This is a genomic window from Streptococcus infantis, from assembly GCF_047464715.1.
GTDB lineage: Bacteria > Bacillota > Bacilli > Lactobacillales > Streptococcaceae > Streptococcus > Streptococcus infantis_S.
Window position 1 is genome coordinate 33132 of the sequence record NZ_JASHBJ010000002.1, and the last position, 15949, is coordinate 49080.

17 protein-coding genes and 1 pseudogene are annotated in these 15949 nt (G+C 40.3%); 1 reads left to right on the forward strand and 17 read right to left on the reverse strand.

The genetic code is table 11. From position 1 onward, the window contains the following. Positions 1-15: 15 nt before the first annotated feature. Positions 16-795: a YbbR-like domain-containing protein gene (locus tag QM419_RS04905; RefSeq protein WP_414278089.1), complete on the reverse strand. Its 780-nt coding sequence runs from the start codon at positions 793-795 to the stop codon at positions 16-18. Next, positions 782-1639: a diadenylate cyclase CdaA gene (gene cdaA, locus QM419_RS04910; RefSeq protein WP_414278090.1), complete on the reverse strand. Its 858-nt coding sequence runs from the start codon at positions 1637-1639 to the stop codon at positions 782-784. The genes QM419_RS04905 and cdaA overlap by 14 nt, the downstream gene beginning before the upstream one ends. A 131-nt stretch (positions 1640-1770) precedes the next feature. Here cdaA and QM419_RS04915 point away from each other — a divergent pair, with 131 nt between their 5' ends. Continuing rightward, positions 1771-2739 (forward strand): NAD(P)/FAD-dependent oxidoreductase, encoded by a 969-nt coding sequence (locus QM419_RS04915; RefSeq protein WP_414278091.1) that lies wholly within the window; start codon positions 1771-1773, stop codon positions 2737-2739. Positions 2740-2812: 73 nt separating this feature from the next. Here QM419_RS04915 and QM419_RS04920 read toward each other — a convergent pair. From QM419_RS04920 to rlmD, 15 genes and pseudogenes are all read right to left on the reverse strand, one after another. Then, positions 2813-3072: pseudogene (locus QM419_RS04920) on the reverse strand (stress-induced protein); the annotation flags it as partial. A 138-nt stretch (positions 3073-3210) separates the two neighbouring features. Further along, positions 3211-3390 (reverse strand): hypothetical protein, encoded by a 180-nt coding sequence (locus tag QM419_RS04925; protein ID WP_414254481.1) that lies wholly within the window; start codon positions 3388-3390, stop codon positions 3211-3213. A 67-nt stretch (positions 3391-3457) separates the two neighbouring features. Continuing rightward, the gene (gene whiA, locus QM419_RS04930; RefSeq protein ID WP_414254430.1) at positions 3458-4369 is read right to left on the reverse strand and encodes a DNA-binding protein WhiA; all 912 of its coding nucleotides are present in this window, start codon (positions 4367-4369) and stop codon (positions 3458-3460) included. After that, complete coding sequence (locus tag QM419_RS04935; RefSeq protein ID WP_414254429.1) at positions 4366-5343, reverse strand: YvcK family protein; 978 nt, start codon at positions 5341-5343, stop codon at positions 4366-4368. Before QM419_RS04935 ends, whiA begins: the two co-directional genes overlap by 4 nt. Next, a complete protein-coding gene (gene rapZ / locus QM419_RS04940) occupies positions 5340-6230 on the reverse strand; it encodes an RNase adapter RapZ (protein WP_414254428.1) in 891 nt (296 codons plus the stop codon). Before rapZ ends, QM419_RS04935 begins: the two co-directional genes overlap by 4 nt. 51 nt (positions 6231-6281) lie before the next feature. Further along, positions 6282-6662 (reverse strand): RidA family protein, encoded by a 381-nt coding sequence (locus QM419_RS04945; RefSeq protein WP_001140424.1) that lies wholly within the window; start codon positions 6660-6662, stop codon positions 6282-6284. 9 nt (positions 6663-6671) lie between these two features. Continuing rightward, the gene (gene yihA, locus QM419_RS04950) at positions 6672-7259 is read right to left on the reverse strand and encodes a ribosome biogenesis GTP-binding protein YihA/YsxC (RefSeq protein ID WP_049494688.1); all 588 of its coding nucleotides are present in this window, start codon (positions 7257-7259) and stop codon (positions 6672-6674) included. 8 nt (positions 7260-7267) lie between these two features. Then, positions 7268-8500 carry an ATP-dependent Clp protease ATP-binding subunit ClpX gene (gene clpX / locus QM419_RS04955; RefSeq protein WP_414278092.1) on the reverse strand — a complete coding sequence of 411 codons (1233 nt, stop codon included), beginning with the start codon at positions 8498-8500 and terminating at the stop codon, positions 7268-7270. Between the two features lie 31 nt (positions 8501-8531). Then, complete coding sequence (locus QM419_RS04960; RefSeq protein ID WP_000442253.1) at positions 8532-8702, reverse strand: hypothetical protein; 171 nt, start codon at positions 8700-8702, stop codon at positions 8532-8534. Beyond that, positions 8702-9208 carry a dihydrofolate reductase gene (locus QM419_RS04965; protein ID WP_414278093.1) on the reverse strand — a complete coding sequence of 169 codons (507 nt, stop codon included), beginning with the start codon at positions 9206-9208 and terminating at the stop codon, positions 8702-8704. The genes QM419_RS04960 and QM419_RS04965 overlap by 1 nt, the downstream gene beginning before the upstream one ends. A 127-nt stretch (positions 9209-9335) precedes the next feature. Beyond that, positions 9336-9854 (reverse strand): Dps family protein, encoded by a 519-nt coding sequence (locus tag QM419_RS04970; protein WP_414278094.1) that lies wholly within the window; start codon positions 9852-9854, stop codon positions 9336-9338. Positions 9855-10002: 148 nt separating this feature from the next. Next, positions 10003-11784 (reverse strand): ABC transporter ATP-binding protein, encoded by a 1782-nt coding sequence (locus QM419_RS04975; RefSeq protein WP_414278095.1) that lies wholly within the window; start codon positions 11782-11784, stop codon positions 10003-10005. Between the two features lie 10 nt (positions 11785-11794). After that, the gene (locus QM419_RS04980) at positions 11795-13531 is read right to left on the reverse strand and encodes an ABC transporter ATP-binding protein (protein WP_414278096.1); all 1737 of its coding nucleotides are present in this window, start codon (positions 13529-13531) and stop codon (positions 11795-11797) included. 124 nt (positions 13532-13655) lie between these two features. Continuing rightward, positions 13656-14414, reverse strand: a complete 759-nt coding sequence (gene tpiA, locus QM419_RS04985; RefSeq protein WP_006150433.1) for a triose-phosphate isomerase — start codon at positions 14412-14414, stop codon at positions 13656-13658. A 117-nt stretch (positions 14415-14531) separates the two neighbouring features. Continuing rightward, the gene (gene rlmD / locus QM419_RS04990; RefSeq protein WP_414254423.1) at positions 14532-15899 is read right to left on the reverse strand and encodes a 23S rRNA (uracil(1939)-C(5))-methyltransferase RlmD; all 1368 of its coding nucleotides are present in this window, start codon (positions 15897-15899) and stop codon (positions 14532-14534) included. Positions 15900-15949 lie beyond the last annotated feature (50 nt).

The window sequence follows — 15949 nt, forward strand, 5'->3', positions numbered from 1 at the left end:
AGTATAATGTTTATTTTAAGATTCTGACTTCGTCTCTGCTGCTGTCGTTGAAGAGTTTTCGGTAGACGAACCATTACTTGTTGAGGTTGTACTACTTGTTGTTCTGACAGTTTTGGTTGTTACTTTCATAGTAGTTTCAAAAGGTGTAATCACTGTTGGTAAGACAGCTCCATTTTTATCAACAGCTTGCAAAGGAACTGATCCAGAATAGTTCCCTGTAATCTGTTCACTCGTTGGTAAAACTGCAACAATCCGATCAATCTTAGATAGTGTATCCGCATCACTAGTTACTGAAACTTTTTCATCAGAAACAGTAACACGTTCGATTATAATCTTCTCATCAATTTGACTAGAATCAATTTGAGGTACAACAGGTACATTATCTCGAGTAACTTTCTTACCAATCTTGACTGTGATTTTTTGTGGTGTTGCTACAGCTGTCAAACCACTTGGAAGATTTTCAATGGTTAAGGGAACTTCAATCGTTCCTTCTGTAGCCTGCGTCAAATCAGCAGTCACTTTAAATTTACGAGTGCTTTCCTGCATCTCACTAGCCAAGGCCACCCGATTTGAACCCGTTAGAAACACTGTCACTTCTGAGCTAAAACCACTGATAAAATACTGCTCACTATCATACTGAATATCAATCGGTACATTGACTACTGTATTGGTATAGGTTTCAGTTTTAGTTTGTCTTGCGTTGGTATTGTTTTGATAATTGATTGATGTTGCATAGATAAACAGGACACACGCGAACAGGAGCGAGGAGATGATATAAAGACTATTTCTTCTCATTATTCCAGCCTCCTAATAGACGTTCTTTTAAGCTTGGTTCTTGTGAATCCTTAGGGATCAGAATACGACGTAGTTCTTCCTCGAATTCTTCTAAACTTAGATCATGTTTGAAGACACCATTGTAGGTGATGGATATACCTCCAGTTTCTTCTGATACAACAAAAGTAAGGGCATCTGAAACTTCTGATAAACCAATGGCTGCACGGTGACGAGTTCCGAACTCTTTGGAAATACCTGTGTTTTCTGTTAGTGGTAAATAGGCAGAAGTTACTGCAATCCGATCTCCACTGATAATAACTGCACCGTCATGGAGAGGCGTATTAGGGATAAAGATGTTAATTAATAACTCAGCAGAAATCTTAGCATCCAAAGGAATTCCTGTAACGATGTACTCCTGCAAGGTTCTCACACGTTGAACAGCTACCAAAGCTCCAATTTTCCGTGGGCTCATATACTCAACCGATTTTACAAAAGCCTGAACCATCTTCTCTTCTGAACTCATAGGAGTATTTGAAAAGAAGTCCGTAGCTCGACCTAATCGTTCCAAACCTGTCCGAATTTCTGGAGAAAAGATAACAACCGCTGCGATAACTCCATAGGTAATCAATTGGTTAATCAACCAGGAAATAGTCGTCAAGCCCAAAAAATTAGCCGCAATCTGAGCTAAGATAAAAACTAAAACGCCTCGAACCAGAATCATAATCTTGGTTCCTGCAATTGATTTTGTAAATTGATATAAGATATAAGCAACGATTAGAATATCAATCACATTTATCGCAATACTCCAAGGACTGGAAAACAAACTAGACCAGTATTGAAGATTAGATAATTGCTGAAAATTCATCCTGTGTCCCCTCTCCAAAAAAGCTTCTCTTCATTATACCATTTTTAATGGAAATTTTCTCCCCCTACCTCATTTTAAATTAGTAGAAAATATGATAGAATAAAATGATAAAAATGAAATAAGGAGAAACCATGTCTGAATTATATGATATTACCATCATAGGGGGTGGCCCAGTTGGTCTTTTCGCAGCCTTTTATGCAAATTTACGTCAAGCTAAAGTACAAATCATTGACTCTCTTCCTCAATTAGGTGGCCAACCTGCCATTCTTTATCCTGAAAAACAAATTCTTGATGTCCCAGGTTTCCCAAATCTCACTGGTGAAGAACTAACTAATCGCCTCTTAGAACAACTAAAAGGTTTTGATACACCAGCACATCTCAATGAAACTGTTCTTGACATTGAAAAAGAGAATGATGTATTTAAGATAACAACTACTAAAGGTATTCATAGTAGTAAAGCTGTCATTATCGCTATGGGTGGAGGTGCCTTTAAACCGCGTCCACTTGAATTGGATGGTGTTGATAGTTATGAAAATATCCATTACCACGTTTCTAATATTCAACAATATGCTGGCAAGAAAGTAACCATCCTCGGTGGAGGAGACTCTGCTGTGGACTGGGCCTTAGCTTTTGAAAAGATTGCTCCAACTACACTTGTTCACCGTCGAGACAACTTCCGGGCCCTCGAACATAGTGTCCAAACCCTTCAAGAATCATCTGTTAGCATCAAAACACCATTTGTGCCAAGTCAACTTCTTGGAGATGGAAAAACTCTTGACAAGCTTGAAATCACAAAAGTCAAATCCGATGAGACCGAAACTATTGAACTCGACCATCTCTTTGTTAACTATGGATTTAAATCTTCTGTCGGTAACCTTAAAAATTGGGGATTAGAACTGAATCGTCATAAAATTATCGTCAATAGTAAGCAAGAATCTAGCCAGCCTGGAATTTACGCAATCGGTGACTGCTGCTACTATGAAGGTAAGATTGACTTGATTGCCACAGGTCTTGGTGAAGCACCAACTGCTGTCAACAACGCCATTAACTACATTTACCCAGAACAAAAAGTGCAACCAAAACACTCTACAAGTTTATAAGAAAAAAACCACGAATCATACGATTCGTGGTTTTATAGTTTTTGAGCGCTTTAATGCAATCTTTCTGCTCTTATATATCGTATTTATCTTTAGTAATGGTCAGCTTGATTATGTTCTCAGTTGCTTTCTGATTGCCTTCTACAGCTTGCTGAAAGATTGCAAAGTCCAGTAACGCCTCATTGTTGCCAGCCATACCTATTTCTTCAAGTTGTTTCTTGATTTTACTATCCGTCACATCCGAAGATAAGAGGGTTTCAAATGCTTTTTTAGATCAGCTTTTTCTCTTCTAGCTATGCTAGACGCTTTGCCTCCTTTTGAGCTAATAGCTCTTATTTAATCTTTGCTTCGTTCTGTAACTGGTTTTAAATTTTTAATCCCATCTCTAGATAATTTTCACCCTCCTTTCAAACAAAAAAATCACAAGCATTTTATACTTATGATTTCATTGTATATGGTAAAAAGAGGGTATTTTTACGCTATTCCTAACAACTTTTCAATTTTATTGAGCAAATCTCTATATTTTGGGTTGTCACTTTCATTATTGACAAGATATTCGTTTGCGACAATATTTAATGATTGATATAACCCGCCCATAATTCCGGATTGTTTCTCAGTCAGTTCAATCTTCTTAGCGTATTCATCATAATACATCTTGCAATTCTCATATATACGCTCATTCAACTTATTATAAAGATTAGTCATTTTCTATTGTACCTATCTATAGTTCATCAGCAATTTTATTTATCTTTCGCAATCTATGATTGACACCGCTTTTGGTGAGTGGATTTGTCAAACTGTCTGCCAATTGCTGGATAGAGTAGTCCGGATGTTGGATACGTAAATGCGCTACTTCCTGCAAATCTACTGGCAAGCTATCTAGACCAACAGTATCCATGATTTTACTGATATTATTGATGATTTTCATACTCGCTGAAACCGTACGAGCGATATTTGCTGTCTCCGCATTATTAGCACGATTGAGATCATTCCGAGTTTCTCGAAGAATCTTGACACCTTCAAAAGTATCTCGTGCCTCCATGGCTCCCACTAAAATTAGGAAATCCATAATATCCTCTGCTCGCTGAAGATAGGTCACTGCCCCCTTTTTTCGTTCGATAACCTTGGCATCTAACAAGAACTGCTGCAAGAGCGAAGCAATCCCTTGGGCATGGTCCACATAGACGGAACTTATTTCTAACTGATACTTGCCTGACTCAGGATCCCGAATACTCCCATTTGCCAAAAAGGCTCCACAAAGATAAGCACGTCCAGCTTCCTCATCTCCTAAAATATCTGGATCAATCCCTGTTTCCAAGCCAAAGAAAGAATCTGCTAAGCGTAAATCCGCTAACAGTTCTTGAACCCGCTCATCAGTAAACACGGTATAAACACGATTTTTTCGAAGATTACTTCTCTGGTGGTGACGAATCTCAGACTTGATGCCATAAAAGTGCAAGAAAGATTCATAGAGATGACGAGCCAACTTAGCATTTTCCGTAATGACGGACAAGGTCAAACCAGAACTAGATAAGCCAATACTACCAGACATCTTGATAATAGCTGATAATTCATGACGACTCAAGTGATGCTGACTTAAAATTTCTTCTTTTACTGCTACTGTAAAACTCATTTTCTCACCTGTATGATCCGCATGAGCTCATCTACGATTAAATCACCATCGTGGAAGGCACCCCCATTTTCCAAGCGTAGAAAGTTGGATGAAATGACACGTGGGACTTGCTGGCGCAAACCTTCAAAATCATGCTCAACCTGCACCAAATATTCATCAAAACGGTTGGTATCCATATAGTCCCTCGGAACCTTTTCGATATTAACAAGGACAGTATCGATAAATGGACGGCCCAAATGACGATGCAAGACTGCTACGTGATCACTATCTGAGAAATGTTCTGTCTCTCCACGTTGAGTCATGATGTTGCAGACATAGGCAATTTCAGCCTTGGTTTCCAGAAGAGCCTGGCCAATCTCCTCAATGACGATATTAGGCAAAATCGAAGTAAAGAGGGAGCCTGGTCCCAAGACAATCATATCACTCTCAAGAATGGTATTGACAACTCGACGGCTAGCCTGCGGTTTTTCATCATCTAGAGTGTTTGTCACATAGACATGGTCAATCATACCTGTATGATCTGCAATGTGACTTTCCCCAGCAACTTCTGATCCATCTTTAAAGACAGCATGGAGCGTCAAAGGATGGTCACTAGAGGGATAAATCTTTCCTGTAGTATGGAAGAATTTACTCAGCAATTGCATGGCATTATAGGTCGAACCCTGCATTTCAGATAATCCAGCTATGATAATGTTTCCTAATGGATGACCAGCAAAAGCACCTGCATCCTCTGAAAAACGGTATTGAAAGACCTTTTCATAGAATTTTGGCATATCTGACAAGGCCACAAGGACATTACGTAAATCCCCCGGAGGTGTCAACTGTTGAATATTTTTACGCAATTCGCCTGAAGAACCGCCATCATCCGCAACGGTTACAATAGCTGCAATTTCCACATCCTTTTCCCGTAAACTATTTAAAATAACAGGGATTCCGGTTCCTCCACCGATCACCGTAATTTTGGGTTTTCTCATGAACGGTTTACCGTTTCCTTTCTTCGGTCTTTATCACGATGACTTTCATTTACAGGCCAACTTTTAGATAGGTCATTTGCTAAACGCTTGGCAAAAGCAACACTTCTATGTTGTCCACCAGTACAACCAATCGCAATCGTTAAGACTGATTTGCCTTCTTTTTTATAGCCTGGTAGGATTGGTTCAACCAAGGCTAACAAATGACGGTAGAAATCTTCAGATTCCTCATGGTTCATCACATAGTCATAAACTGCCTGGTCTTGACCTGTCTGATTACGAAGTTCTGGCAAATAGTAAGGGTTTGGCAAAAAGCGAACATCAAATACCAAATCAGCATCAATTGGAATGCCGTATTTAAACCCGAAAGACATCACCTCGATTCGGAAAGACTGCGTTTGTTCTTGGTCTGAAAATTGTTCTGCAATAGTCTTGCGGAGTTCACGTGGAGTTAACTCTGTCGTGTCTACCACGTTTTGACTCATATTTTTCAAAGGTGCCAAGAGTTCGCGTTCCAACTTGATTCCATCCAAGATACGACCATCTGCTGCAAGAGGGTGACTTCTTCTAGTTTCCTTATAACGTGCCACTAATTCCTTATCAGCCGCATCCAAAAAGAGGATTTTAAAGTCTAAATCATCTTGATTTTCCAATTCATCCAAGACAGCTTGAATCTCTGAGAAGAAAGAGCGGCTTCGCATATCCACCACTAGGGCTAACTTGTGGTCGTCATCCTTGGTCTCTACCAACTGCAAAAACTTTGGCAAGAGAGCAGGCGGCATATTATCAATGGTAAAATATCCTAAATCTTCAAAGGACTGAATGGCTACAGTTTTCCCTGCACCACTCATCCCTGTCACAATCACCAGGTGAAGTTGTTTCTTTGTCATCATAGTCTCCTTATATCAAAAGAAGTTTGGAAGAACCAAACTTCTACTAGCTTATCCAATCTCTGCGATGACTTCAATTTCGACTTTTACATCGCGAGGAAGACGAGCTACTTCCACAGCTGAACGAGCTGGAAATTCCTTGTTAAAGGCTGTTTGGTATACCTCATTAAAAGGTACAAAGTCGTTCATATCACTCAAGAAACAAGTTGTTTTAACAACATGGTCAAAATCTGTTCCTGCTTCTGCTAAAATAGCTCCAATATTTTTCAAGACTTGTTCAGTCTGTTCTTGGATTGTTTCTCCTACGATTTCTCCAGTTTCAGGAGATAGTGGAACTTGACCGCTAGCGAACAAAAGGTTGCCAACGATTTTTCCTTGAACGTAAGGTCCGATTGCCTTTGGAGCTTTATCTGTATGAATTGTTTTTGCCATATGTATTCCTCACAATTTCTCTAAAATAGCATCCCAAGCCTGGTCCATTCCTGCTTTTGTCACAGATGAAAAGAGGATAAAATCATCACTTGGATCAAAATTTAATTTCTTTTTAATAGCTGATTCGTGCTTGTTCCATTTCCCACGCGGAATCTTGTCTGCCTTGGTCGCCACAATGATGACAGGAATTTCGTAATATTTAAGAAATTCATACATCTGTACATCATCAGCCGATGGATCATGGCGAAGGTCAACGAGACTGACAACCGCTCGAAGATTTTCTCGAGTAGTCAAGTACTCCTCAATCATACGACCCCATTTTTCGCGTTCCTTTTTGGAAACACGGGCATAACCATAACCAGGCACATCCACAAAACGCATCTTGTCATCAATATTAAAGAAATTGAGTAGTTGTGTTTTTCCTGGTTTTCCAGAAGTACGAGCTAGATTCTTACGATTAAGCATGGTATTGATAAAGCTTGATTTTCCAACATTTGAGCGACCTGCAAGAGCAATCTCAGGAAGTTCATCCTGCGGATAGTGGGACTTGTTGGCTGCACTCAGCAAAATCTCAGCATTGTGTGTATTGATTTCCATAGTCACCTCTAGGCTGTCTCTAGAATCGGCTTAGCCGTTCCGTCAACCGCTTCTTTTGTGATACGAACAGTTTTCACATTTTCTTGACTTGGAACTTCAAACATAACGTCTAGCATAGTTTCTTCGATGATTGAGCGAAGACCACGCGCACCAGTTTTACGTTCGATGGCTTTGTTTGCAATTTCTTGGAGAGCTTCGTCATCAAATTCAAGCTCTACATCATCATAAGAAAGCAAGGTCTGGTATTGTTTAACCAAGGCATTTCTTGGTTCCTTCAAGATGCGAACCAAGTCATCCACAGTCAACTGCTCCAAGGCTGCAAAGACAGGCAAGCGTCCAATTAATTCAGGAATAATCCCGAATTTTTGAATATCCTCTGCGATGATTTCTTGCATGTAAGAACTATTTTCATCAATGGCCTTGTTGTTTTGTCCGAAACCAATCACTTTTTCACCTAGACGCTGTTTGACAATCTCTTCGATGCCATCGAAGGCACCACCCACGATGAAGAGGATATTTTTTGTATCCACTTGAATCATTTCTTGTTGTGGATGTTTGCGTCCACCTTGAGGTGGTACGCTGGCTACAGTTCCTTCGATAATTTTGAGGAGGGCTTGTTGTACCCCTTCACCAGATACATCACGTGTGATAGACACATTTTCGCTCTTCTTAGCAATCTTGTCAATCTCATCTACATAGATAATTCCACGTTCTGCATGTTCGATGTTGAAGTCAGCAGCTTGCAAGAGTTTGAGGAGGATATTTTCCACGTCCTCACCTACATAACCAGCCTCAGTAAGAGCTGTTGCATCTGCAATGGCAAAAGGTACATTCAAACTTCTAGCAAGTGTTTGAGCAAGGAAAGTCTTCCCTGAACCAGTTGGGCCAATCATCAAAATGTTTGATTTTTGCAAATCCACATCTTCTGACTCTTCACGAGTGTCATGGAAATTGATGCGTTTGTAGTGGTTATATACAGCCACTGCCAAGGCACGTTTGGCACGATCTTGACCAATCACATAGTGGTTCAAGATGTTTAAGAGTTCGATTGGTTTTGGTACTTCAGACAAGTCTGCTAAGACTTCTTCTGCCAACTCCTCACGAATGATTTCCTGGGCCAACTCCACACATTCATTACAGATAAAGGCGTTGTTCCCAGCGATTATTTTTTTAACTTCTTCTTGGCTTTTGCCACAAAATGAGCAATAAACCATCATATCATTTTTCCTATTTGTAGGCATGATTCCCTTCCGTTCTAATTATTCATTCTCTCTAAAATAAGGTCATATAAAAAGCATGAATGCTATTCACCAAGTTTGTAAAGGCATTAAGCCAAAGTAGAGTAGCAAGTCCAAAGCGCTTTTTACGAAAAGCGTGTGTTCCAGCTACAAAACAGACAGCACACAAAAGAGCTGTAAAAAATCCAAAAATACTGCGCTCCATTAGACTTCCTTTCTCTTTCTATATTCGATGGTAAAATCATAAATATTTTTCTCATCTTTGCTATAAGATTTGCTTGCAACAATCTCAAAAACAGTCAAGTCAAAATCTTCTGGGAAATAGGTATCCCCTTCAACTTGAGCATGAATTTGTGTCACAATAATCTCATCGAGATAAGGTTCAAAAAGCTGAAAAATCTGTTTGCCACCAAGGATATAGAGATTTTTATCCTGGTTTTGATACCAGTCTAAAACCTGCTCAACATTTTGGAAAACCAGAGCCCCCTCGATTGACTCTTCGGGATTGCGCGTCAAAATCAAGGTTTCACGTCCTGGAAGCAATCGTCGACCCATCCCATCAAAGGTTACACGTCCCATCAAGATGGCATGATTCAAGGTTGTTTCTTTAAAATGTTTTAACTCTGCTGGCAAATGCCATGGTAAGCGATCCTCTTTTCCGATTACACCCTTTTCATCTTGTGCCCAGATGGCTACGATTTTCTTTGTCATGCTTTCATCCTTTTTATTGATAGTTCTATTTTATCAAAAATCTTCAAAAAAGACTGTTTTGGAATGCCCTCCTGAATAGAAAAAATCCGTAGAAAACTTCTACGGATTTTTAGAAAAATTCAGTATCTTACAAACCAGGTGCTTGTCCTAATTCTGCCGCAAGCATCCAGACTGTTTTTTCAAGGTCAGCCTTAGCACCAACGAAGATATCATTAGTAACATCATCACCTTCCTCATCAGTTACATCCAATGCTTTTTGGAAGAGTGTGATGAGGTAACGATAAATAGATAGAACACGCTCTAAACTTTCTTCTACGTTACGGAATTCTCCAACTTCTTCTTCGATTTCACTGTGTTGAAGGAATTCTGTCAAAGTAGAGTAAGGTTTGCCACCAAGAGTGATCAAGCGTTCGCTGATTTCATCAAGGTAACCATCAAGGCTATTCATATATTCATCCATCTTAGGATGCCATACCATAAAACCACGTCCACGCATGTACCAGTGTACTTGATGAAGAGCGATATGCGCTACATACAAGTCTGCTACAGCTTGATTCAAAACTTCCTTTGTATTTACTAGCGCTTCTGCCGCTGGTTTAGATAATGTTGCTACGTCTTTTAATGCATCTTTTTTCAATTCTACCATTTTTCTCACCTCATAATATTATTTTTGCAACCATATTTATTGATTACTATCTCAGTATACTACACCTAGTAGACAAAAGCAAGAAAATTAACCCATATTAAAAAAGTTGTAATAGACTGATAATTTAAGAAAATGAGCAGATATCTTTTTAGTTATTTTCAGTATCTTTCCGAGAGAATTGGCTTTGATAAAGGTCATAATAAAATCCTTTTGCAGCCAAGAGGCTTACATGATTTCCCTGTTCAATTATCTGTCCATCTTTAAGTACCAAAATCTTATCAGCTTCCTGAATTGTCGAAAGACGGTGAGCAATGACAAAGCTTGTTCTTCCCTTCATCAAACGCTTCATAGCTTTTTGAATCAAGAGTTCTAAACGGGTGTCAACTGATGATGTCGCTTCATCAAGGATTAGAATTTTTGGATTGGCTAAGAGGGCACGCGCAATGGTTAAAAGCTGTTTCTGACCAAGAGAAATATTACTTGACTCTTGGTTCATCTCCATGTTATAGCCCCCAGGAAGAGTGCGGATAAAGTGGTCTACATTAGCAGCCTTAGCTGCTTCAACGATTTCCTCATCTGTTGCTTCAAGGTTCCCAAATCGAAGATTTTCCTTGATACTGCCTTCATAGAGCCAGGCATCCTGTAAGACCATACCAAACTGGCGACGATAGTCCTGACGAGACAGGTCACGAATATCTTGACCGTCGACTAAAATAGCACCCGCTGTTACATCATAAAAACGCATGAGCAGGTTGATTAAGGTAGTTTTACCGGCTCCAGTTGGCCCTACGATGGCTACCATCTCTCCAGGTTCAACATCTAGGTTGAAATTGCGAATCAATGGTTTATTTTCCACGTATTGGAAATCAACATTCTTGAAGCTAACCTGTCCTGTTAATGGTGGCAGTTCTTTTACTTTAGCAGTTTGAACTTCTTCCTGTTCATCCAAAACTTCAAAGACACGGTCAAGCGAAGATTTAGCACTTTGCATTTGTCCTGCTAACTGGGTGATGTTTTGGATAGGCTGGCTAACTTGCCAGACGTATTGGACAAAGGCCTGCATATTACCAATGGTTAAGCGTCCTGCAATAACCTGCAATCCTCCTAGGACAGCGACTATCAAATAAGTTAAGTCAGATACAATGTGTAAGGCAGGCATCATCAAACCTGAAATGAAGCTAGCCTTGAATCCAATTTGTTGCAATTCATCCGTAATCTTTTCAAATCTCTCTTGAGATTTCTCTTCACGTCCGAAAAGTTTAAGAACATTGAAACCAGTCAAGCTTTCCTGTACAAACCCATTCATTTGTCCCAGAATAGCTGCCTGCTGTTTAAAGTATGGCTGCGAACGATTCAGAATGGTTTTGGCACCAAAGTAAGTCACTGGAATCGATAAAATGACGACGATGGCCAACTGAAGATTTAGATAGAGGACCATTCCCATAACAAAAAGAATGGTAAAGACTGCATTGACGATCTGTAAGAAAGATTGTTGTAGAGCGTTTGAAACAGTTTCAACATCACTGGTAAAACGACCTAACAAATCTCCAAACTGGTGCTTGTCAAAGTAGGACACAGGGATGCGATTGATTTTTACGCTCATTTCATTTCGCAAATCCTGTATCATGGACTGCACCGCATTGGTCATAAAGTAGTTTGAATAATATGACCCCAACTCATAGAGAAGACCACGCAAGAGATAGATAACCAGAATCATTGCGATATAAGGGGTATTAATACCTGCTCCTGCAACACCATTTGCCATGGCAAGGAGGTTGCTGGTTAACTCAGTGATAGCAAGCCCCAATACGAATGGCTCGATAACACTCATAATGACGCTGACTATTTTCAAGAAAACTGCAAAGAAAACAGAGAATCGGTAGGCTTTTAAATAGCTCCATAGACGAGCTAGACTAGATTGTTGTTTCATCCTTTACCTCCTATTCTTCTGTCAGAGACGCATTTTTCAGCTGCGACTCAGCAATTTCTCGGTAAATGTCATTGGTTTCCATCAATTCTTCATGACGCCCACGACCAACAATTTCACCCTTATCAAGGACGATAATCTGGTCAGCATCCATGATAGTTCCAACACGTTGAGCAACAATCAATACCGTAGCATCTTGTGTCACTTCCTTGAGACGACGGCGCAAAATAGCATCTGTACGGTAGTCCAAGGCTGAGAAAGAATCATCAAAGATATAGATATCTGGACCCTTGATGACTGCTCGTGCAATCGACAAACGTTGTTTCTGACCACCTGATAGGTTGCTTCCGCCTTCTGCCAGATGCGTCGCAAAACCTTCTTCTCGACTTTCGATAAAGTCTTTGGCTTGGGCCACATCTGCTGCTTGGTGCAAGTCCTCATGACTGGCATCCTCTTTACCGTAACGGAGATTGTCTGCGATAGTCCCAGTAAAAAGCAAGGCCTTTTGTGGAATAAATCCAATCTTCTGACGGAGTGATTTGAGACGGTAATCCCGGACATCAACACCATCGACCTTGATTTTCCCTAGCGTAACATCGTAGAAACGAGGAATCAATTGAACTAGAGTAGACTTACCTGACCCAGTTGAACCGATAAATGCAATGGTTTCTCCCGGTTTAGCAGTGAAGGAAATATTATGCAAAACAGGGCTTTCTGTTCCCCCAGGATAGGCAAAGGTCACATTATCAAATTCTAAATAACCATGAGTTTCTGTTTCTTGAATTCCACCCTCGTTTGGATCAATGGAAATTGGCATATCCATGATTTCTTTCAAACGCTCGCTAGATACAGCTGTTCTAGGATACATGGTGAAGAGGTTTGATAAGAATAGGAAGGACAAGAGAGCATGGAAACTATACTCGATGAAGGCTACCAAATCACCAATCTGCAAACTGCCGTGCTTGAGGGGATCAAGGGCAAACCAAACGATAGCCACAATCATAGCGATAATGATTTGCACAAATAGCGGTTCTGTCAAACCTGTCAATTTGAATAAACGATTCGAATTGTCCGCATAGATAGCATTTTTCTCTTCAAAACGTTTTTCTTGGAAGTCTTCACGAGCAAAGGCACGTATGACACGCAAGCCCATCAAATTCTCACGGACATACTGGTTAATCTTATCCAGTGTTTTCTGTTGCTTTTCAGATAAGGGGCGAGTTTTGACCGCCACATAAATGACTACTACAGCCAGAAAAGGTACGGAAAAAGCGACGATCCAGGCTAGTGAAGGACTCGTCAAGAAAATCATGAGAATACTCGACAGCATCATCATGGGAGTGATAACACCCAACTTAAGCGTTTGTTCCGCAAACTGCATGAGGACAAAGGCATCACTGGTGATACGAGTAACTAGTGAAGACACACCAATTTGTTCATATTCGTGATGAGAATACTCCTGTAACTTAGCATAGACATCATTTCGCATATCCTTAACCATATTGGTAGTCAGTTTACTAGCAGCATAGGCTAGAACAATCCGCCCACATGTTCCCAAGACGATTATGACCAACATGACAATAGCCCAAAAATAAAGCTTATCCTTGTCTCCTTGGTTGATTCCCTGGTCAATCATGCGGGCCAGAACAGTCGGTAGTCCAAGATTGACAATAACAAAGAAAATAGCTCCAAGGAAGTCTAAAACTAGCCATTTGGGATAACGTTTGAGATAAGACCAAATATAAAGCATAATTCTCCTTTCTTTTTCATTCAAAATGCAGAAAAGAGCGTGCTTACGCACGCCTTTTTACTAAAAAGAAGACAGGCAGTCTTAACCTCGAGAGAGGGAACTGTCTGTCTCAGATATTTGAGGCTTATTTTACAAAGTCAAGCAATGCCAAGAAGCTTTCTGGATCAAGTGATGCACCACCAACTAGAGCTCCATCAACGTCTGGACAAGCCATGTATTCAGCAACGTTTTCAGGTTTTACTGAACCACCGTATTGAACACGTACTTTATCAGCAACTTCTTGACCAAAGTCAGCTGCTACAACGTCACGAACAACTTTACACATTTTTTGTGCGTCGTCTTGTGAAGCTGATTTACCAGTACCGATAGCCCAGATTGGCTCATAAGCGATAACTGTTGAAGCGACTTGTTCTGCAGTCAATCCAGCAAGAGCAGCTGAAACTTGAGCACCTACGAATTCTGCTGCTTTACCAGCTTCGTAAGTTTCAAGTGACTCACCACAACAGATGATTGGAAGCATACCGTTCGCAAAGATTGCTTTTGCTTTTTTGTTGATGTCTTCGTCTGTTTCGTGGAAGTAGTCACGACGTTCTGAGTGACCGATCACAACGTAGTCAGTACCGATTTCTTTCAAAACTTGTGGGCTAGTCTCACCTGTGAAAGCACCTGCATTTTCAAAGTAGCAGTTTTGAGCAGCAACTTTAAGGTTTGAACCTTTAGCAGCAGCAAGAACAGTTGTCAAGTCAACTGCAGGAGCTGCGATACCTGCTTCAACAAGGTCTGATGAAGGAAGTTTTGATGCTACAGCTTCAACGAATGCTTTTGCTTCTTCTGGGTTTTTGTTCATTTTCCAGTTACCAGCGATAAATGGTTTACGTGACATTTCACATACCTCTTTTTTCATTTTATTTTCTACTTATTTTATCATAAATATAGGGAGCTTGCAAATCTTACTCTGTAACTAGAAGTCTTCTTTTCAAAAACTTTCCAGTTATTCTTTCTATTTGGAAGCTGACTTACGCCTCGTTAATTTGACCACGGCTTCTGTTCTAGCCGTGTGTGGAAACATGTCAACGGACTGGATATAGTGTAGGTCATAGACATCAACCAAACGGACTAAATCACGCGCCAAGGTAGACACATTACAGGATACATAAACCATCTTTTCAGGAGCGTATGTGACAATGGTATCCAAGAGCTTATCATCTAAACCTGTACGTGGCGGGTCTACTATCAAAGCATCGGCACAATAGCCTTCCTTGTACCAACGAGGGATAATTTCTTCTGCAGTTCCTGCTTCATAGTGGGTATTGGTATACCCCATACGCTTAGCATTTTCTTTGGCATCCTCAATGGCTTCTGGAATAATATCCATCCCTCTCAAACTTTTAACCTTTTTAGCAAAGGCAAAACCTATGGTCCCAACACCACAATAAGCATCAATCAGATGGTCATCCTCAGTCACGTCTAAAGCTTTAACGGCTTCACTGTAGAGAATCTCCGTCTGTTCAGGATTGAGCTGATAAAAAGCTCTTGGTGAAAGAGAAAACTCATAGTCTAGAACACCCTCGCGTATACTATCCCACCCCCAAATAATCTCTGTCTTGTCCCCATAAATCTCACTAGTTTTAGCAGTATTGGTATTGACTGCGACAGTCACTACTTCAGGATAATCCTTGACTAGGTCTTTCACAAATTGAGTCAGGTTCAATTGGCGATTGGTCACAATGATAATCTGAACTTGCCCAGTTTTCCGGGCTCGACGAACCATGATGGTTCGAACTCCAAGGATTTTCCGTTCATCCGTAATCGGAATTTGATGGTAGGTTAGGAGCTCAGCAATGCGATTGGCAATCGCTTGTGTTTCCTTGTCTTGGACTAGGCAGTCTTTTAACTCGACCAAATAATGGGAATTTTGAGCATATAATCCTGCCTTGACTTGACCCTTAAACTTTCGTGTTTGAAATTGCAGTTTAGCCCTATAATACTTTGGTTTCTGCATGCCAATAGTTGGTCTAATCTCAAAGTTTTCATAGCCAGCAGGGGCAAATTTCTTCAGAGCTTGATGGAGAAGATCTGTCTTGAATTCCAACTGCTTGTCATAGTGTAGGTGCATAATTTGACAGCCTCCACACTCATTATAAATAGTACAGTCTGGAACTACTCGAAATTTAGATTTTTTATTGACCTCAAGCAGTTTAGCCTCAACGTAGTTACGCTTGACAGAAGTCACCTGACAATAGATATCTTCACCCTTGAGGGCGCCTGGGACAAAAACGAGTGTTTTCTGGTAAAATCCGATACCTTCCCCGTTAATCCCCATGCGCTTGATTTTTAATGGAATTTTTTGTTTGACTTTAAGACTCATAAGTCTATTATACCACGTAGTTTCTCAATGGTTAAGAATATGTTACAATA